The 19612-nt window shown below is 68.9% G+C and carries 9 protein-coding genes; 3 read left to right on the forward strand and 6 right to left on the reverse strand.

Translation table 11 applies throughout. The annotated features are described in order from the left end of the window. The first annotated feature begins 8 nt into the window (after positions 1-8). Positions 9-1916: a hybrid sensor histidine kinase/response regulator gene (locus MFF62_RS11810; protein ID WP_238263305.1), complete on the forward strand. Its 1908-nt coding sequence runs from the start codon at positions 9-11 to the stop codon at positions 1914-1916. A 4-nt stretch (positions 1917-1920) separates the two neighbouring features. Here MFF62_RS11810 and malQ read toward each other — a convergent pair whose 3' ends face one another. The 6 genes from malQ to MFF62_RS11840 all read right to left on the reverse strand — a co-directional run bounded on the left by malQ (position 1921) and on the right by MFF62_RS11840 (position 16714). Then, positions 1921-4107 carry a 4-alpha-glucanotransferase gene (malQ, locus tag MFF62_RS11815; protein ID WP_238263306.1) on the reverse strand — a complete coding sequence of 729 codons (2187 nt, stop codon included), beginning with the start codon at positions 4105-4107 and terminating at the stop codon, positions 1921-1923. Then, the gene (glgX, locus tag MFF62_RS11820; RefSeq protein WP_238263307.1) at positions 4104-6251 is read right to left on the reverse strand and encodes a glycogen debranching protein GlgX; all 2148 of its coding nucleotides are present in this window, start codon (positions 6249-6251) and stop codon (positions 4104-4106) included. The genes malQ and glgX overlap by 4 nt, the downstream gene beginning before the upstream one ends. A gap of 46 nt (positions 6252-6297) precedes the next feature. Beyond that, positions 6298-8571 (reverse strand): 1,4-alpha-glucan branching protein GlgB, encoded by a 2274-nt coding sequence (glgB, locus tag MFF62_RS11825; RefSeq protein WP_238263308.1) that lies wholly within the window; start codon positions 8569-8571, stop codon positions 6298-6300. Continuing rightward, positions 8558-11953 (reverse strand): maltose alpha-D-glucosyltransferase, encoded by a 3396-nt coding sequence (treS, locus tag MFF62_RS11830; RefSeq protein WP_238263309.1) that lies wholly within the window; start codon positions 11951-11953, stop codon positions 8558-8560. Before treS ends, glgB begins: the two co-directional genes overlap by 14 nt. Next, on the reverse strand, positions 11950-15264 hold the full coding sequence (locus MFF62_RS11835) for an alpha-1,4-glucan--maltose-1-phosphate maltosyltransferase (protein ID WP_238263310.1): 3315 nt from the start codon (positions 15262-15264) through the stop codon (positions 11950-11952). Before MFF62_RS11835 ends, treS begins: the two co-directional genes overlap by 4 nt. Before the next feature lie 433 nt (positions 15265-15697). Further along, positions 15698-16714 carry a sigma-54 interaction domain-containing protein gene (locus MFF62_RS11840; protein ID WP_404990734.1) on the reverse strand — a complete coding sequence of 339 codons (1017 nt, stop codon included), beginning with the start codon at positions 16712-16714 and terminating at the stop codon, positions 15698-15700. Positions 16715-17027: 313 nt separating this feature from the next. On the opposite strand from MFF62_RS11840, the gene MFF62_RS11845 reads away from it, so the two are divergent. Both MFF62_RS11845 and MFF62_RS11850 read left to right on the forward strand, forming a co-directional pair. Next, positions 17028-18431, forward strand: coding sequence for a sigma-54-dependent transcriptional regulator (locus MFF62_RS11845; RefSeq protein ID WP_238263311.1), 1404 nt, complete (start codon positions 17028-17030; stop codon positions 18429-18431). 160 nt (positions 18432-18591) lie between these two features. Next, positions 18592-19407, forward strand: coding sequence for a sensor histidine kinase (locus MFF62_RS11850; protein WP_238263312.1), 816 nt, complete (start codon positions 18592-18594; stop codon positions 19405-19407). Positions 19408-19612 lie beyond the last annotated feature (205 nt).

The raw sequence follows: 19612 nt of genomic DNA on the forward strand, positions 1-19612 counted from the left end.
ACGCTGACATGCGATCTCAGACAGCCGGGCATGACCTGCTCGCGCGGGCGCTGCTGGACGCGGTGGACGACACCGCGATCTTCGCGCTCGCCTCCGACGGGAATGTGACGATGTGGACCGATGCCGCCCAGCGCGTCCTGCTCTATACCGAGGAGGAGGTCGCCGGCTGGCATCTGTCGCGTTTTCACCCCGACAGCCCCGACGGCGCCATCGCGCGGCGCGATGCCGAGCGCCTGCTGGCGACGGCGCGCGCCCAGGGCCGCGCCGAGGAAAAGGGTTGGCGCAAGCGCCGCGACGGCAGCGTGTTCTACGCCAGCGCCGTGGTGACCACGGTGCCCGGCGATGCCGGCTTCGCGGTGGTGCTGCGGGACATCACGATCCAGCTCGCGGCCGAGGAGCATGCCGATCAGGTGGCGCAGCGCTGGCAACAGCTTCTGGACCTGGTCGACGACTGCGCCATCTGCGAACTCACCGCCGAGGGCCAGATCCGCGGCTGGAATCGCGGGGCGCAGGCGCTGTTCGGCTACACGGCGCAGGAAGCGGTGGGGCAGCCGGTGTCCTTGCTCGTGCCCCAGCCTGACCCCGCCACGCAGCCGGGCGGCCACGACGGTGCGGACGACGTGCTGGAGGCCGTGCGCGCCAGCGGCGCGTGGTCCGGCGAGCAGCGGCTGCAGCGGCAGGACGGCTCGCTGGTGCGGTGCCACGTGCGGCAGGAACTGCTGCGCGATGGCGGCGAAAGCGTGTCGGGCGTGCTGTGGACCGCGCGGGATATCACGGACGTCGCGCGGCTGGCCGACCTGGAGAACGCCGGGCGCCGCGTGAATGCATTCCTGGCCATCCTGGCGCACGAACTGCGCAATCCGCTGGCCCCAATCCGCAACGCCGTGGACGTGATCCGGCTCACGCCCATCAACGATCCGCGCATCCAGCATTGTGCCGAGATCATCGGCCGGCAGTTGCAACTGCTGACGCGGCTGGTGGCCGACCTGATGGACGTGGGCCGTGTCACGGCCGGCAAGCTCAAGGTGCAGCCTGTGCCGATCCTCTACAACGAGGTGGTGAGCACGGCGATCGAGGCAATACGTCCCGCGCTGGACAATGCGGCGCAGACGTTCGCGGTCACGCTGCCGGACGAGCCGGTGTTCGTCAACGGCGACGCGGCACGGCTGGAACAGGTGCTGTCGAACCTGCTCAGCAACGCCACCAAGTACACGCCGCGCGGCGGCACGGTGACGGTGCGCGTGCGCGCCGAGGGCGGCAATATCACCACCGCGATCTGCGATACCGGGCGCGGCATCGCGCCGGAGGCGCTGGACCGCATCTTCAACCTGTTCGCGCAGGAAGGCGACGAGACCGCGCGCTCGGGGCTCGGCATCGGGCTGGCGCTGGCGCGGGCCGTGATCGAGGCGCACGGCGGTGCCATCCAGGCCATCAGCGCGGGCGAAGGCCACGGCAGCACGTTCTCGATCACGCTGCCCGAAGTGCAGATGGACGGCGCCAGCGTGCCGCGTCCCGGCGCGGCCCAGAGCGTAGGCCAGCGCATCCTGATCGTCGACGACAGTGCGGACTCCGCTGACAGCATGGCCGAACTGCTGACCGTGCTGGGCCATCAGGCGCGGCCGGTCTACACGGGGCTGCTGGCCGTGGAGGCGGTGCGCAGCTTCGCGCCCGACGTGGTGCTGCTTGACCTGGAAATGCCCGACATGAGCGGCTACGAGGTACTGCATGCGCTGCGCGAGGCGAGCCATGGCAATGCGGCCGGCACCGGCAATAGCATGCGCATCTTTGCGCTGACCGGCCGCAGTTCGCCCGAGGACCGCCGGCGCACCGAGGCGGCCGGCTTCGATGCCCACCTTGTGAAGCCGTTGACCGTCGAGGCGCTGTGCAAGGCGCTGGCGGACGTGGCGCAGGACTGACGCGCTACGCACCGTCGTCTCCTTCACTCGTCGCCGCCACGCGCCGCGCCACCTCGGGACGGTCGAACACGTCGCGTACGTCGGCATCGAGCCGCCGTTGCCAGTTCGGGTGCCCGGATACCGTGCCGGGCAGGTTGGGCTGTTCGCGTAGCGCGAGCAGGTCTTCCACCGGCACCAGCCGCAACGGCGTGGCGGCGCGATGCAGCCACCGCAGCACGGTCTCGACCGGAGCGTCGTCCACGGGCGGCTCGGCGCCGTGCGCCACGCCGCCGTCGCACATGGCCTGCCACAGCGCGCCGCGTTCGACGCCGCGCATCGCCATCAGCCCCGCTTCGGTTTCGTCTGGCCCGAGCTGGCCCAGCCGGGCACGCCAGGCGATGTCGTTGCCCGACCACCAGCCGGCAATGGTCGGCAAGTCATGCGTGGTGGTGGTGGCCACGGCCAGCGGTGGCCACTGCTCGGGGGGCAGGAACGGCGCGCTGACCGGTTCGGCGGCGGTGGGCGCGTCGCCGGCCACGGGCGGTTCCTCATCGGCGGCACCAGACTCCGACTCGGGCTCGCGCACGAACCAGAGCACGTCGATGCCCAGCACGCCGCGCGCCTCCAGCGCCGCGTCCAGGGTTTCCGGCACGGTGCCAAGGTTTTCGCCGATGATGATCGCGCGGTGCCGCCACGATTCGATGGCCACCAGCCGCAGCAGGTCGTCGAGCGGATAGGCCAGATAGGCCCCGGCGCTGGCCGGCGCGCCTTCCGGCACCAGCCACATGCGGGCCAGGCCCAGTACGTGGTCGATGCGCAGGCCGCCGGCATGGGCCAGGTTGGCGCGCAGCATCTCGATAAACGCGGCATAGCCGTTGCGGCGCAGCCCGCGCGGCGAGAACACGGCTACGCCCCAGTCCTGCCCCAGCGGGTTGTAGAGGTCCGGCGGCGCCCCGGCGTGAAAGCCGTTCAGGATCTCGGCCTGGCGCGTCCACGCATGGCTGCCGCCGGGATCGGTGCCTACGGCCAGGTCGGCGATCACGCCAATCGCCATGCCCGCCGCACGGGCCCGGCGCTGCGCGTCGTCCAGCCCATCGGCGGCCAGCCATTGCAGGAACGCGTGATAGCCGACGGCGTCCGGGTCGGTGATGGCCTTGGCCGTGACTGCGGCGGCGCCCAGACTGCGCAGCGCGGCGGGCCATCGGCGCCAGTCGGCCGCGTCCTCGTGATTGCCGGACGCGATCCGCTCCGCCTGGATGGCCTCGAAGGTCGCGTGGGCCAGCAGCGCCGTGCCGCCACGCGCGCGGAACGCCGCGAACGCCTGCTTTTGCGCGGCGGGCAGCAGTGTGTCGTGGTGTTGCCATAACCAGTGCAGCAAATTGAGGCGCAGCGCGGCAATGACTGGCCAGTCGATCTCGGTGCGGCATTCGGCTTCGGCCAGTGCGCCGCCGATGCCCAGCGCCGTCACGCCCTGGTCCACGGCCGCCTGGCCGAATACGTGCGCCGGGTCCGCGTAGAGCGGATTGAAGAAGATGCGGCTCGACGGCGAGTAGGGGCTGTAGCGCTGCGGCAGCGCCGAGAAACCGGCATGCAGCGGGTTGATCGCGATGGCGTCGGCCCCGGCCCGTGCGGCCGCTTCGGCGCCGAGCGCCAGCGTGGTGAGGTCGCCCAGGCCAACGTCGGCGCCCCGGCGCAGGCCATACAGTTGCGCCGACAGCCCCCACGGCTTACGTGCCAGCACCGTGCGTGGCGACGCGGCGAGCGCATCGGCCACGCCGAAGCAGCGCGGCGGTGCCACGGCCACGGTGGTCTGCAGATCGCCGAACGTCAGGTGGTGGTAGCCCCATTGCGCGATTGGCGCAAGTTCCATGGTGCCGGGGCCGGAACGGTGCGCGATGCCATCGACGATGGTGCCGTCTTCCATTTCCAGCCGATAGGGACGCTGCGCCGCCGTGTCGTCCGCTGGCATGCTGACGGGCTTGCCCTGGTCGGCCGTGATCAGCGGCGGCAACGCGTGCGCGGCATCGTCGGCGGCCAGGCTGGCACGCGACGCCTCGCACTCGCCCACCGTGCCACAGGGCAGGTCCAGTGCGGTCAGCACCGTGTGCAGCGCGTCGCCCGACAGCGTCTGCGGCTGGTTCCAGGCGTCGCGCCAGCTCACCTGCAGCCCGGCGCGTTCGGCCAGCAGCCGGAGCGGGTCGTTCGTGCTCATCGCGAGGGGTCCTCGTCCTTGGGTACGGCAGCCACCAGCAGCGCCAGGCCGCGTGCCGGCACCTTGTAGGCCGGGCGGCCCTCGTCGTCGAGCGAGACGGGCTCGTCCTCCAGGTCGGGCGCGGTGCTGTCGAACAGCAGATGCCAGTCCTCGCCCGGTGCCGGCATGCGGAACACCACGTCCTCGTGGCTCGCGTTCAGGCACAGCACGATGACCTCCACCTCGTCGTCGGGGCTATGCATGGCGCGGCGCAGCGCCAGCGTGCGGTCCTCGGGATTGGCCCACTGCTCGCTGGTCAGCTCGTTGCCATCGGGGCCGAACCAGGCAATGTCGGCCAGTCCTGGCGCAGGCTGCGAGCGGCCGTGGACAAAGCGGTTCTCGGTCAGCACCGGCAGTTCGCGGCGCAGCGTCAGCAGGCGGCTCACCACGCGGCGCATCGGTGCATTCGACGGCAACGCGGCATCGTCCCAGTTCAGCCACGACAGTTCGTTGTCCTGGCAGTAGGCGTTGTTGTTGCCTTGCTGGCTGCGGCTCCATTCGTCGCCGGCCGTGATCATCGGCGTGCCCTGCGACAGCAGCAGCGTGGCCATCATCGCCCGCGCCACGCGGCCGCGTGTTTCCAGCACGGCCTCGTCATCGGTCGGGCCTTCCACGCTGCCGTCGGGGCTCCAGTTGGCGCTGGCGTTGTCGTCGTTGCCGTCGCGGTTTTCCTCGTGGTTGGCTTCGTTGTGCTTGTGCGCGTAGCTGACCACGTCGGCCAGCGTGAAGCCGTCGTGCGCGGTGAGGAAGTTGACGCTGGCCCACGGCTTGCGGTGGCGGCGGTCGAACAGGTCCGCCGACCCGGTCAGGCGCGCGGCCAGTTCACCGCGCTGGCCCGCGTCGCCGCGCCAGAAGCGCCGGATGTTGTCGCGGAACTTGTCGTTCCATTCGGCAAAGCCGGGCGGATGGTTGCCCACCTGATAGCCGCCGGGGCCTAGGTCCCACGGCTCGGAGATCAGCTTCACGCGCTGCAGCACCGGGTCTTGCAGGATCGCGTCGAAGAAGCCCGAGCCGGGGTCGAAGCCGTTGCTTTCGCGGCCCAGCGTGCTGCACAGGTCAAAGCGGAAGCCGTCCACGTGGAATGCCTCCACCCAGTAGCGCAGCGAATCCATCACCATCTGCAGCACGCGCGGGTGCGACAGGTTCAGCGTGTTGCCGCAGCCCGTGTCGTTGATGTAGTGGCGCTCGTCGCCCGGCATCAGCCGGTAGTAGCTGGCGTTGTCCAGGCCGCGCCACGACATCGTGGGCCCCAGTTCATTGCCTTCGCATGTGTGGTTGTAGACCACGTCCAGGATCACCTCGATGCCGGCTGCGTGCAGCCGCCGGATGGCGATCTTGACTTCGTGCTGCTGGCGGCCCGACAGGTACAGCGGCTCGGGCGCGAAGAACGCCAGCGTGTTGTAGCCCCAGTAGTTGCGCAGGCCGCGCTCGATCAGGAAGCGGTCTTGCAGGAACGCGTGCACGGGCAGCAGTTCGATCGACGTGACGCCCAGGCTCAACAGGTGCTCGATGAAGCGCGGATCGGCCAGCGCGGCGAACGTGCCGCGATACTGGGGCAGCAGGTCCTCGCGCAGCATCGACACGCCGCGCACATGCACCTCGTAGACCGACGTGGTCGCCCACGGCACCGCCGGCGGACGGTCGTCGCCCCAGTTGAAGCTCTCGTCGATCACCACGGCCTTGGGCATGGTGGGGGCGCTGTCGCGGCGGTCTGGCGTCAGGTCGGCGCGCGGGCTGTTGAGCCGGTAGCCGAACAGCGCATCGGACCAGCGCACCGGCCCGCTCAGTGCACGGGCGTACGGGTCGAGCAGCAGCTTGTGCGGATTGAAGCGATGCCCGCGCGCGGGCTCGTACGGCCCGAACGCACGCAGGCCGTATTGCAGGCCGGGCTGGGCATGGGGCAGGTAGCCATGCCAGATCTCGTCGGTGCACTCGGGCAGCGCCAGCCGCTGCACCTCCTTGCGCCCGTTCGCGGAAAACAGGCACAGGTCGATGCGGCTGGCGTTGGCCGAGAACACCGCGAAATTGACGCCCAGCCCATCCCACTGTGCACCCAGCGGGTAGGGCTTGCCCGGTAGCAGCCGGTCAACGGTAAGGCTCGCCATGCGTGAGGCTCCTCTTTATTTTTCGATGTGTGTGGCGGCGCGCCAGTTATGCACGGGTCTCCGGTACATATCGCAACAGCAGCGTGGCCAGCGGCGGCAACGTGAGCGAGAACGACGCCGGCTGGCCGTGCGACGGGGTGTCGTCCGCCTGCACGCGCCCGCTGTTGCCGACGTTGCTGCCGCCATAGATCGCGGCATCGGTATTCAGGCATTCCTCCCAGGTGCCCGCGAACGGCACGCCAAGCCGGTAGCCTTCGCGCGGCACCGGTGTCATGTTGACCACGGCCAGCACCACGCCGTCGCTGTCGGGCGCGGCGCGGCGCAGGTAGGCAAACACGCTGTTCTGGTGGTCGTCGCCGACGATCCACTGGAAGCCCTCGGGGCGATGGTCCATCGCATGCAGTGCCGGCAGGTCGCGGTACAGGCGGTTCAGGTCGCGCACCAGCGAATGCACGCCGCGATGGGGCGCCTGGTCCAGCAGCGCCCAGTCCAGCTCGTCGTCGTGGTTCCATTCGCGCCACTGCGCGAACTCGCCGCCCATGAACAGCAGTTTCTTGCCCGGATGCGACCACATGAAGCCGTAGTAGGCGCGCAGGTTGGCAAAGCGCTGCCAGTCGTCGCCGGGCGCCTTGCCGATCATCGACCCCTTGCCGTGCACCACCTCGTCGTGCGACAGCGGCAGCACGAACGCTTCGGACCACGCGTACACCATGCCGAACGTCATGTCGCCGTGGTGCCAAGGGCGGTGTATGGGCGAGTGACCCAGGTAGCGCAGCGTGTCGTGCATCCAGCCCATGTTCCACTTGAAGTCGAAGCCCAGGCCGCCCGATGCCACGCTGGCGGTCACGCCCGGCCACGCGGTGGATTCCTCGGCGATGGTCAGCGCGCCGGGGCAGCGCTCGTGCACCACCGTGTTCATCTCGCGCAGGAACGCTACGGACTCCAGGTTCTCGCGCCCGCCAAAGCGGTTGGGCACCCACTGGCCCGCCTCGCGGCTGTAGTCGCGGTACAGCATCGACGCCACCGCATCCACGCGCAGCGCGTCAGCGTGGAAGTGTTCGAGCCAGTGCACGGCGTTGGCCAGCAGGAAGCCGCGCACCTCGTTGCGGCCCAGGTTGTAGATCAGCGTGTTCCAGTCCTGGTGATAGCCCTCGCGCGGGTCCGCGTGCTCGTAGAGCGGAGTGCCGTCGAACAGCGCCAGCCCGTGCGGATCGGTCGGAAAATGCGCGGGCACCCAGTCCAGGATCACGCCGATGCCGGCCTGGTGGCAGCGGTCGACAAACGCCGCGAAGCGCTCGGGCGAGCCCAGGCGCGCGGTGGGCGCGAACATCGACAGCGGCTGGTAGCCCCAGGACCCACCGAACGGGTGCTCGGTGATGGGCAGCAGCTCGATATGCGTGAAACCGAGGTCGCGCACGTAGGGCACCAGCCGCTCGGCCAGGATGTCCCAGCCCCGGCCGCTGTCGTTGGCGGCGCGCTGCCACGACAGCACATGCAGTTCGTAGACCGACATCGGCGCGGCGTACGGGTCGGTGCTGGCGCGCTGCGCCATCCACGCGGCATCGTTCCAGTGGTACGGCGGCGCGGCATGGCCGGCGCACGCCACCACTGACGCCGTGGCCGGTGGCAGTTCCGTGGCCTGCGCCACGGGGTCGGCCTTGTCCGGCAGGGCCTCGCCATGCGGCCCGGTCATGTCGTACTTGTAGCGGCTGCCGGGGGCGGCGCCCATGCCTTGCGGGATGAACAGCTCCCAGACCCCGGCGCCGTGACGCAGGCGCATCGGATGGCGCGCCGGGTTCCAGCCGTTGAAGTCGCCGATCACGGACACGCGGCGCGCGTTGGGCGCCCACACGGCAAAGCGCACGCCGGGCTCGCCGTCGATGGTCAGGCATTGCGCGCCCAGGCACTTGCCCAGTTCCAGGTGGCGCCCCTCGTTGAACAGGTGCAGGTCCAGGTCTCCCAGCAGCAGGCCGAATGCATAGGGGTCAGCGCCGATCTGCTCGCTGCCGTCGGGCCAGCGGATGCGCAGGCGGTAGTCGGGCGCGGCCGGCTGGCGGTCGTCAAAGTCCGGCAGGCGGCCGGCAAACACGCCATCGGCGTGCAGTGGCACCATGTCGGCCAGGAATTCGCCGTCGGCGCGGGTCAGTTGTACGGCCGCCGCGCCGGGCACGATGGTGCGGACCACGGCGCCATGTTCGTCGCGCTGCGGACCCAGTACGCCGAACGGATCGGCCAGGCGCGCTTCGCGCAGGGCGTCGATGACCGGGCCTGGCAAGGTCGGCGCAGGCGGGGCGAGCGTGACGGCATCATCTCTGGCCATCGTCGTCTCCCAGGAGTTTGCGCACCAGGCGCGCCAGCCCGCTCGCCGGCAGGTCGATCCACGCCACGCGGTTGGCCGCTTCGTAGCCCACCTCGTAGGCGGCGCGCTCCAGCAGGAACAGGTCGAGCAGCGGCTGCAACTGTTCGCGTGTGACCCACGCGTGCGGCGCCGACGCCATCGACTGCTGGTAGCAGTTCAGGAATGCGTCGCCAGCCGTGGTGCGAAAGCGGTCCAGCAACGCGGCGCGGCGTTCGGCCTGCGCCGGCGGCAACGCCGCGTGCGTGCGTTCCTGGCGGTCGGTGCCCACCGTGGCGGCGGCATAGTCGATGGAACGCAGCAGGCCGGCCACGTCGCGCAGCGGCGAGGTCTTGCGGCGCCGGAACGCCAGCGGCTGGCGCGGCTCGCCCTCGAAGTCCACCAGGTAGGTGTCGTTCTGGGCAATCAGCACCTGGCCCAGGTGGAAGTCGCCATGGATGCGCGTCTGCAGGCTGCCCGGCGCGGCGGTAGCCAGCCGTGCAACCAGATGCGGCAGCTTGCTGCGTGCGGCCAGCAGTGTGTCGATGTCCTGAGCGAGGCCACCGGTGGCGTTGGTGCGGCGCGCGGCCAGCAGGTCGAGCGCTTCCTCCAGCGATTTCAGCGCTTCGTCTGCCCATTCGGTGGCCTGCGCCTCGGCGGCCACGACCGGGGCAAAGGCGTCCTCGTCGGTGGCGCGCGCCAGCACCGCGTGCAGTTCTGCCAGCCGCCGGCCCAGTGTGCCGACCATGGTCGCGTAACCGGCCATGGCCTCGGCGAATTCATCCTCGCTCTCGGTGGCGGGCAGCGCGTCGTCGATGGATCGGCCCAGGTAGTCGAGCGTCCAGTCCCAGCCATCGCCCTGGTTGAGGATGTAGCCCTGCAGCAGCATCAGCGTATGCGGCGTTCCGTCGGCGCCGGTGCGCACCACCTCGCCCAGCAGCGCGGCGGAATGCGTGTAGCCGTGGCTGGTCAGATAGCGCGTCATCTCGGCCTCGGGATGCACGCCGCCGGCCACGCGCCGCACGAGCTTGAGCACGCCCGTATTGCCATAGGCGAGTGAGCTGTTCGACTGCTCGGCCGACATCCACTGTACGGGTTCTTCCTCCAGCCGCGCATCGGCCAGGCCCGGTTCGGCCAGGTAGCGGATGGTGCCGTGCGTGGTCTCGGCGCTGACACCATCGCGCAGCGACTGCACCACGGCCCGGGCATAGGACTCGACCACGAAGCCGTCGGTGGCCACGCCCACGCGCGGGCCGCGCCGGATGCGCGCCATCGACAGGCCCGTCATCAGTTGCGACATGCCGTCGGGGCTTTCGCGGTCCCACAGCAGTGCCACCGGCAGCTGGTAGCACTCGGTGCGGCCGGGCAGCGTTACTTCCACTTCGCAATGCCAGACTTCCTCGCTGTTGCCCACGCGGGCCACCGGCCACGCGTAGGCCACCGAGGCGCGTTCGATGCGCTCGCCCTTCGAGGCAAACCAGCGGCGCCGCGCCAGGTAGTTGGGCAGCACCTCGGTCGTCAGCGTGCGGCGCGCCGATTCGGTCAGTTCGGAGCGGCCCCCGACGTTCTGCAATACCAGCGTGACCTGATCCACCATCTGTTCCGGAGCGTTGATGTGCCACGAGGGCGGTTGCGCGTCCTCGCTGAGCACAAACCAGTAGAAGCCGTAGGGCGGCAGCGTCAGCAGGTAGGTAAGCTGGCCGATGGCCGGGAAGGGCGTGGCGCCGAGCATTTCCACGGGCACGCGGCCATTGAATTGCGACAGGTCCAGTTCCACGGCCTGCGGCGCGCGCGACAGGTTGGCCACGCACAGGATGTGCTCGCCATCGTATTCGCGCAGGTACGCCAGGATCTTGCGGTTGCCCGGAAACAGGAAGCGCAGCGTGCCGCGGCCAAACGCGCGGTGCTGGCGGCGCAGCGCCAGCATGCGGCGCATCCAGTTGAGCTGCGAATGCGGATCGCGCGTCTGCGCTTCGACGTTGACCGCCTCGTAGCCGTACAGCGGCCCCTGCAGCGGCGGTAGCACCAGCCGCTCGGGGTCCGCGTGCGAGAAGCCGCCGTTGCGGTCGGGCGACCACTGCATCGGCGTACGCACGCCGTCGCGGTCGCCCAGGTGGATGTTGTCGCCCATGCCGATCTCGTCGCCGTAATAGATCACGGGCGTGCCGGGCATCGAGAACAGCAGGCTGTTCATCAGCTCGATGCGGCGGCGGTCGCGTTCCATCAACGGTGCCAGCCGGCGGCGGATGCCCAGGTTGATGCGCGCGCGGCGGTCTGACGCGTAGACCTCCCACAGGTAGTCGCGCTCGCTGCTGGTCACCATTTCCAGCGTCAGTTCGTCGTGGTTGCGCAGGAAGATCGCCCACTGGCAGTTGGGCGGCACTTCCGGCGTCTGCCGCATGATGTCGGTAATCGGAAAGCGGTCTTCGCGCGCGATGGCCATGTACATGCGCGGCATCAGCGGGAAGTGGAACGACATATGGCATTCGTCGCCCTCGATGCCGCCGTCGGGGCTGGCCGCGCCGGTGGTGTCGGCCGTGCCGCCGCCGCTGGCACCGCCAAAGTACTGCTGGGCATCCTCTGGCCACATATTGGCCTCGGCCAGCAGCATGCGGCCCGGATAGCGCTCGTCCAGATGACGGCGGATCTTGCGGATCACCTCGTGGGTCTCGGGCAGGTTCTCATTGCTGGTGCCTTCGCGTTCCACCAAGTATGGCACGGCGTCCAGGCGCAGCCCGTCGATGCCGATGTCCAGCCAGAAGCGCATGACAGACAGCACTTCGTTGAGCACCTGCGGGTTGTCGAAGTTCAGGTCCGGCTGGTGCGAATAGAAGCGGTGCCAGAAATAGGCGCCGGCCTCGGCGTCCCAGCTCCAGTTCGACTTCTCGGTGTCGCAGAAGATGATGCGCGTGCCCGCGTACTTCTGGTCGTTGTCGGACCACACGTAGTAGTTGCGCGCGGCCGAGCCCGGCTTGGCGCGGCGGGCGCGCTGGAACCACGGGTGCTGGTCTGACGTGTGGTTGATGACCAGTTCGGTGATCACGCGCAGGCCGCGGGCATGCGCGGCCGACACGAAGCGCTTGGCCTCGGCCAGCGTGCCGTAGTCGGGGTGCACGTTGCGGTAGTCGGCAATGTCGTACCCGTCGTCGCGGCGCGGCGACGGGTAGAACGGCAGCAGCCAGATCGTGTCGACGCCCAGGTTCACCAGGTAGTCGAGCTTGGCGTGCAGGCCGGCAAAGTCGCCCACACCGTCGCCGTTGGCGTCGAAGAACGACTTGATGTGAAGCTGATAGATGACCGCGTCCTTGTACCAGAGCGGGTCCGCGTTGAGCAGGGCGAGGTTGGTGCGTTCGGAGAGGGGCTTCATGCCGAGTCTCCCGGTTGTTGTTGTGGCCTGACGTGCCAGAGCGAAAACGGTAGCTCGGTCGGGTTCAGGCGAATGCGCTGGCGCTTGCCATGCCAGGTGAAGCGCGTGCCGAACATCTGGTCTTCGGCATCCAGCGCGGCGTGGTCGGGCAGGCCCCATTCCCACAGCGGCAGTTCGATTTCGGTCTCGCGCGCATGGCGCGGGTCCAGGCTGATGGCGGCCAGCAGCACGTCGTCGCCGAACGCGCCCGCCTGCTCGGCCCCGCTGGGCACGAAGCGCGCGAAGTACAGCACAGCGTCGTCGCTGGCGTGGTAGAAGCGCACGCCCAGGTGGCTCTGCAGCGCCGGATGGTTGGCGCGGATCTGGTTCAAGCGCGAGATCTCGGCCACGATGTTGCCCGGCGCCTTCCAGTCGCGCACGCGCAGTTCGTATTTCTCGGAGTCGAGATATTCCTCGCGCTCCACGCCGTTCAGCACCAGCGGCGCGCTCTCGCAGACCTCGAAGCCGTTGTACATGCCCCACAGGCCCGACAGCAGCGCGGCCAGCGCCGCGCGGATCAGGAACGCGGGGCGGCCGCCATCGTGCAGGAAGAACGGATTGATGTCGGGCGTGTTGACGAAGAAGTGCGGCCGGTAGAACTCGCGCAGCGGGCTCTGCGTCAGCTCGGTCATGTACTCGATCAGCTCGGCCTTGGTGTTGCGCCACGTGAAGTACGTGTACGACTGCGCGAAGCCCAGCTTGGCCAGCCGCGCCATCATCTTGGGCCGCGTGAACGCTTCGGCCAGGAACAGCGCGTCCGGATACTTGGCGCGTACGTCCGCGATCATCCATTCCCAGAACGGCAGCGGCTTGGTATGCGGGTTGTCCACGCGGAAGATGCGCACGCCCTGGTCGGCCCAGAACATCACCACGTCGCGCAGCGCCTGCCAGAGCTGTTCGCCGCCGGGCGGCGTGGCATAGAAGTCGACGTTGACGATGTCCTCGTACTTCTTGGGCGGATTCTCGGCGTAGCGCAGCGTGCCGTCGGGCCGGTGCGAGAACCATTCGGGATGCTCGCGCAGCCAGGGATGGTCGGGCGAGCACTGGATGGCGAAGTCGAGCGCCAGTTCCATCCCGTTCTGCGCGGCCGCCTTGCGTAGCCGCTGGAAGTCTTCGAGCGTGCCCAGTTCGGGGTGGATGGCATCGTGGCCGCCTTCGGCGCCGCCGATGGCGTAGGGGCTGCCCACATCGTCCGGCTCGGCCTTGAGGCTGTTGTTCTTGCCCTTGCGATGCGCCTGCCCGATCGGGTGGATCGGCGGAAAGTACAGCACGTCGAAACCCATCGCCCGGATGGCCGGCAGCCGCCGGATCACGTCGTCGAACGTGCCGTGGCGGTTGACGTCGCCGCTTTCCGAGCGCGGGAACAGTTCGTACCAGCTCGCAAAACGGCCGGCCAGGCGGTCGGCTTCCACGGGCATGGTGACCGGGTAGCGGCTGGCGAACGGTCTGCCCGCCGGCGTGGCCATGGCGGCGCGCATCGCGGTTTCGGCGCGCGGCGAGAGCAGGATCTCCAGCCGCAGCGCATCGTCGCCGGCCGCGGCGGACAGATCGGCCAGGATCGCGCTGGCATCGGCAATGGCCTGGGCGTCGCGGGTGCCCAGTGTCTCGGCCACCAGCCGTGCGCCTTCCTCGATCTCTAGCTTGATGTTGACGCCGGCCTTGCGCTTCTTGCCGATCTCGTCGAGCCAGCTTGCAAAGCTGTCGCGCCACGCCTCCACCGTGAATTCGTGGCGGCCCATGGCCACCATTGGGAAGCTGCCGCGCCAGCGGTCGTTGACGATATGGACCATCGGCGCGCTCTGCCAGTTCTGCTGGCCCGGCGCGCGCCACAGCACGTTGGCGGCCAGCTTGTCGTGCCCGTCCATCCAGATATCGGCGCTGACCTCCACGCGCTCGCCCACCGTGCGGCGCACGGCAAAGCGGCCGTTGTCGGCAGTGGGCGCCAGGTTCTCGATGGCCACGCGCGGCGCTTCCATGGCCTGTGCCAGCGCCTTGTCGGCCGCGCGGCGCACGGTGCCATTGCGTTTGGCCGGCGCGGCGACGGGCGCCGGCAGCGCCTCGAACAGGCGGATATCGGCGGGCGGCAGCGTGATCGTGCTGCACGGGGTCAGGTCGGTGCCGTCTTCGAGCGTGCCGCCCGGGCCGCCATCGACCGGGGTCAGTTTGGCGGCCGGCTGCGGCAGCGCGCCGAGCACGCGGTCCACGCCGAACGTGGCGGGTTGCACGGCGCAAGGATTGAGTACGACAGTCAGCGCCTTGGGGGCGGGTTGGCTGTCGGGCGTGGCAGGGCCGTTGGCCAGATGGCGCGGCAGGCGCGCCAGGACGGTCAGCGGCGCGTCGGGGCCGCTGACCTGGCGCACTGCCACCGCTGGCTCGGGATCGCGCTCGGCCAGCCATCGGTTGGCCTGCATCACCTCGTGGGTCAGGTCGTAGGGGGCGTCGACGATGTGGCCGGCGTTGTCGGGGTGGCCGTCGGACTGCGCGCCGGGCGCGGTGTCGCGCGCGGGATGGGCGCCCGCACCGGTCTCGAAACCGGACGGCACCAGCCAGCCATCGCCAATCGCGGCAGCCGTCCACAACGCGCGGCGGGCGGCCAGCACGTCGACGCCGTCGGGTGCCAGCGCCGGCGCGGCCAACACGCGCGGAAAGCGGCGCAGGCGCGCGATTTCCTCGGTCAGCCAGGCGCTGCGATAGTCCCACCAGGGCAGCGACGAGAATGCGCCGTCGAACGGCGCTGTCGCCAGGTCATCGAGCTGTTGCGGCGTCATGCCCGGCGTCCACGCCAGGAACACCGGATTGGCGGTGCCGCTGTTGCGGCGCGTGGTATGGATCAGCTCCGCCCAGTGCCGGCCCGCCACACGCGATGGCGCGCGGCAGCAGAAGCCCCGGGCGCCCGCGTCCACGGCATTGCCGAGTTGGGCGCTCCACCAGGCCAGCAGCTGGCCGGCGATGGCATCGTCGAACCAGCGCAACCGGACGCCGGGCAGGTGGCTGTCGGTGGCTTCGGGGCTGCCCGTGGGCCGCGCATGGTCGACCCAGCCTTCATGCAGGGCCGCCGCATCGTGCGGAAAGCGGTCCAGGGACAGGTCGAGCAACGGCGCAAGACCGTGGCGGTGGCAGGCTTCGAACGCCGCATGCAGGGCGTCGGGGTTGGGGTGGGGTGCCGACCAGCCGGCCAGCAGGATATGGTCGAATCCGAGCTTGGCTGCGCGCAACAGCGCGTCGTCGTCCGGCGCCCGCGATTCTTTCAGATTGATTTGGCAAATGCGCACGTCTCACGTCCTTTGGCCGTGGGGCGCCCGGAGCAGGGGCGGGCGCGCGTTTGGGTACAGTCAATTCTGTGGGGACACGCAGAGGGCATGCCAGAGCGTGCCGGGGGGGCCCGAGTCCGGCACAAAGTGCGGTGCAGCAAGGGATAGAACAGATATCTGCCAGACGGGCAAAAATGGCAGGTATGTAATAAATACACGGTGCCCGAAGTGCCTGAAGTAGTAATGCCCTGCGGCGCTGGCAAACGCACTTTTGCGGTTGACCCGAACGGGTTATGCGCAATTTTTTGCGGTGAAACCCGAACGGGTGATGCGGGATGCTTTGCGGCTAGACCCGAACGGGGGATGCGCGAGTGTTAAGTGACCCGAATGGGTGATGCGCGCGCAGGCGGCGCGCAGGGGAGGGCAAGCGAAAGGAGCACGCGGCGGCCGGGCTTCAGCCGGCCCGGTACACGTCGAGTCGGTTGTAGAGCGTCTTGAGGCTGATGCCCAGGGCCTTGGCGGCCTGGCGCTTGTCGCCGTCGAACTTGGCCAGCGTGGCCAGGATGATCTCGCGCTGCGTGTCAGCCAGCGTGGTGCCCACGCGCACGCTGACCACGCCATCGACCGTGGTGGGGCGGGGCGGCTGGCTGGCCAGGCCCGGATTGCCGATCTCCACCTGGCGGTCGGCCAGGATGTAGGCACGGTAGATCGAGTTCTTCAGTTCGCGCACGTTTCCCGGCCAGTCGTAGCGCACCAGCCGTTCGAGCGAGCCCGGAGAGAACGTCTTCTCGGTCTGCTCCATCGTGTTGAACTCGTCCAGGAAATGCCGGGCCAGCGGAATGATGTCCTCGGTGCGTTCGCGCAGCGGCGGAATATGCAGCGGGAACACGGCCAGCCGGTACAGCAGGTCTTCACGCAGTTGCCCGCCGCGCACCGCATCCATGGGGTCGCGGTTGGTGGCGGCCAGGATGCGCACATCGCTGACCAGCGGCGAGTCGCCGCCCACGCGATGGAACGAGCGGCTTTCCAGCACGCGCAGCAGCTTGATCTGCATTTCCAGCGGCATTTCGGTGACTTCGTCCAGGAACAGCGTGCCGCCCTGTGCTTGCTCGAAGTAGCCGGCCTTCTGCTCCAGCGCACCGGTGAAGCCGCCTTTTTCGTGGCCAAACAGTTCGGATTCGATCAGCGTGGGCGCGATGGCGCCGCAGTTGACGGCCACGAACGGCCCGCTCCGGCGCGTGCTGCGCTCGTGCACGGCGCGCGCCACCACTTCCTTGCCGCTGCCGCTTTCACCGACTGCCAGCATGGTGACGTCGGTGGCGGCCACGCGGTTGAGCTGGCCGATCAGCCGCTGCATGGCTGGCGAGGTACTTTCCCAGAGCAGGGACACCTGCGCGGGCGCGGCGCGGCGGCCCGGCGTGCGGGGCGGCGGGGCGGTACGGCCGGAGGAGAACGTGGCAGTGATTGACACGGGGGCGGAGGGGGCCTGACGGTCCAGCCCGGTGTTGCGGGGGCGGACAAAGCGCGCAGGCGCGTCGGTTTGGTGGAAGATGCCTATCATGCTATCTGTTCGCACGCCGGGTGGCTACCGCCTGAAACGCTGTCGCGGCAAGGTCCCACAGGCGTGTCAGACGGACACCGGCATAATGCGCAAGGCCCGCTCGCTACACTTCAGCCTATCCTCAGGCGCGTGCTGTCCGCGTGCGCCGTGACAATCCAGATATCCGCCCGCACGGGACCATGACAACCAGACGCCGGTCAGACGACGCTACCTCGACTTTCCTATGCCACATATCCTGATCGTTGACGACGACGAAAACGCCTGCGCGGCGCTGGCGGAGATTGTTGCGATCGAAGGTTTTTCTTCCGCCACGGCCGGCAGCGTGCGCGAGGCCCGTCTGCAGATCGGCTGGCAGATGCCCGACGCCATCCTGGCGGACCTGCGCCTGCCCGACGGCAACGGCATGGAGCTGTTTGACGAAGTGGGCTCCGCCGGCGTGGAAGTGATACTGACCACCGGCTACGCCAGCGTGGAATCGGCCGTCGAGGCCCTGCGGCTGGGCGCCACCGACTACCTGGTCAAGCCGATCAACGTCACGCGGCTGCAAACGGTGCTCAAGCGCATTGCCACCACCAGCGAACTGCGCGCCGAGGTGCATTCGCTGCGCGGCGAGCTGCGCCGCTACGGCCGTTTCGGGCGCCTGCTGGGCAGCTCCGAGGCCATGCAGGTGGTGTACGACCAGTTGAGCAAGGTGGGCCCCACCGAGGCCACCGTGCTGCTGATCGGCGAAAGCGGTACGGGCAAGGAACTGGCCGCGCAGACCGTGCATGAGCTGTCGGCGCGCCGCCGCCAGCCGTTCCTGGCCGTGAACTGCGGCGCCATCTCGCCCACGCTGATCGAAACCGAGATGTTCGGCCACGAGCGCGGCAGCTTCACGGGCGCCGACCGTCAGCACAAGGGCTATTTCGAACGCGCCGACGGCGGCACGCTGTTCCTCGACGAAATCACCGAGATGCCGCTGGAACTGCAGGTCAAGCTGCTGCGCGTGCTGGAAACCGGCAGTTTCATGCGTGTGGGTACCAATCGCGAAACGCACGCCGATGTGCGCGTGCTGGCCGCCACCAACCGCAACCCCGAGGAAGCGGTGGCCGAAGGCAAGCTGCGCGCCGACCTGTACCACCGGCTCAATGTGTTCCCGATCGAACTGCCGCCGCTGCGTGCGCGTGGCGAGGACGTGGTGCAGATCGCCAACACGATGCTGGAGCAGTTGAACGGCGAGCAGGGCACGCAGCGCCGGTTCGCGGCGGCCGTGCTGGAAAGCCTGCGCATCCATTCATGGCCCGGCAACGTGCGCGAACTGCGCAACTTTGTGCAGCGCGCGTTCATCATGGCTGACCAGGACGTGATCACCGAGGTCCAGATCCCGCTGCAGGTGGCCGCGGCGCCCAATGCGGGCACGGCCGTGGTGTCGGTGCCGGTGGGCATGTCGCTGGCCGAGGCCGACCGCCAATTGATTTTTGCCACCCTTGAACAGTGCGCGGGCGTGAAAAAGCACGCAGCGGAAATTCTGGGTATCAGTTTGAAGACTTTGTACAACCGGCTGGAAGACTACGCCGCCAAGGGCGAGTTGCCGGAGTGGCTGCGCGCATCGCGCAGCAGCGACGCCAGCCCGCCGCCGGCCGCATGAAAGGCGCACCCGGCCCGAAGGCTGGCGGTGCAAAGCGTAGTCAACGCCGCGTGCGTGAGCGGTGGAAGGTCCGAGCGCACGGTTCTTGCGTGGTGGGTTCCTATGACGGTTCCCGAATTGATTGCAGACCCAATGGCTGACCATGTCTGACGACCCGCGCATGCCCCCTTCAGCAGCCGACGCGCCCGCCCCGGCGGATAGCGCCGCCGACGATACAACGTCATCGGCCGTGATCGGCATCAGCGAAGTTACCGCGCTGATCGAACAGGCCGCCCATGACCTGAGGTCGTCGCTCAACGCCATCCAGAGCTGGAGCTACGTGCTGGACCGTTCCATCGATTCGCTGGCGGCGCCGGCGCAACGCGCGCTCGACGGCATGCGCTCGGGCATGCAGCAGCAACTGGCGCTGATCGAGGAGATGGAGGAGGGCGTTCACCTGCTGGCCGACGAGCGTGCGTCGGCATGGGAAGCCACCGACCTGAGCAAGGTGGCCGGGCTGGCCATCGACGACAAGCGGCCCGCCGCCGAGGCGCGCGGCGTTATCCTGGCCTCGCTGGAATGCAATAACGACGATGGCGGCGGATACGAGGTGCCCGGCGATTCGCTGCGCATCGCCCCGCTGCTGCGGCACCTGCTGGTGCATTGCATCTGGCGCGCTGCGTCGGGTGGATCGGTGCGCGTGCATGTGAGCGCGGAGCGCGATTTCGTCAAGTTCCGCATCACCGAGAGTCCGCCCGTGGAGCGCGGGCGCGGTGCGTCGCGCCTGGCCACGCTCAGCGACTTCTTCGGCCGCCGCGTGCCCGTCGGCAGCACGCACTCGCCGCGTCAAAGCACGGCGCTGCTGCTCACGCGGCGCATGGTCGAACTCCAGGGCGCCGTGCTGAGCGCCGAGAACGAGGAATGCGGCCAGAACGATCAGGTCACCACCTGCATCGCGGTGCGCTTTCCGCGCGTTACCGTCGCCCGTCTCGCCTGAGCAGTTTTTACCGCATGGCGCACAATTTGCAGCGCCATGCCGTGCCGGTTTCCCTTCTTTTTCTCCGCTATCCCCGCGCTTTTTCCCGGCTTTTCCCCGGTTTTTCCCAGCCAGGCCGCGCTGGCCCGCCGCTTGCATTGAAACTAGACGGAACCCCGCTGACGGAACCCCGCGTGCAGGGTACCGAATTCGATACCGAACAGGA

Source organism: Cupriavidus pauculus, from assembly GCF_022179805.1.
Lineage (GTDB): Bacteria > Pseudomonadota > Gammaproteobacteria > Burkholderiales > Burkholderiaceae > Cupriavidus > Cupriavidus pauculus_E.